Raw genomic sequence first — 245 nt, 5'->3', positions numbered from 1 at the left:
GATCTACGCTGGGGAAGGCTGCGCGCAGGTGCTGTTCTTCGAGAGCGACGAGGAATGCGAAACCTCGTACAAGGATCGTGGTGGCAAGTACCAGGGCCAGCACGGTGTGACGCTGCCCAAGACCTAGTTTTTGTAGTCCGTTTCCGCGCGTTCAGGCGTATCCGGAGCGGTGCCTTTAGCTGCATCCATAAGGAACCACGATGAAATTCCGCTTTCCCGTCATCATCATTGACGAGGACTTCCGC

The 245-nt window shown here is 56.7% G+C and carries 1 pseudogene; it reads left to right on the top strand.

The window, feature by feature from the left end:
* Positions 1-127, top strand: a pseudogene (dcd, locus tag G5A07_RS21625) (dCTP deaminase); the annotation flags it as partial.
* Positions 128-245: the final 118 nt, after the last annotated feature.

The sequence above is a fragment of the Stenotrophomonas sp. AS012628 genome, from assembly GCF_010608305.1.
GTDB classification, from domain to species: domain Bacteria; phylum Pseudomonadota; class Gammaproteobacteria; order Xanthomonadales; family Xanthomonadaceae; genus Stenotrophomonas; species Stenotrophomonas geniculata.
This window is presented reverse-complemented; position numbering and strand designations above follow the sequence as displayed.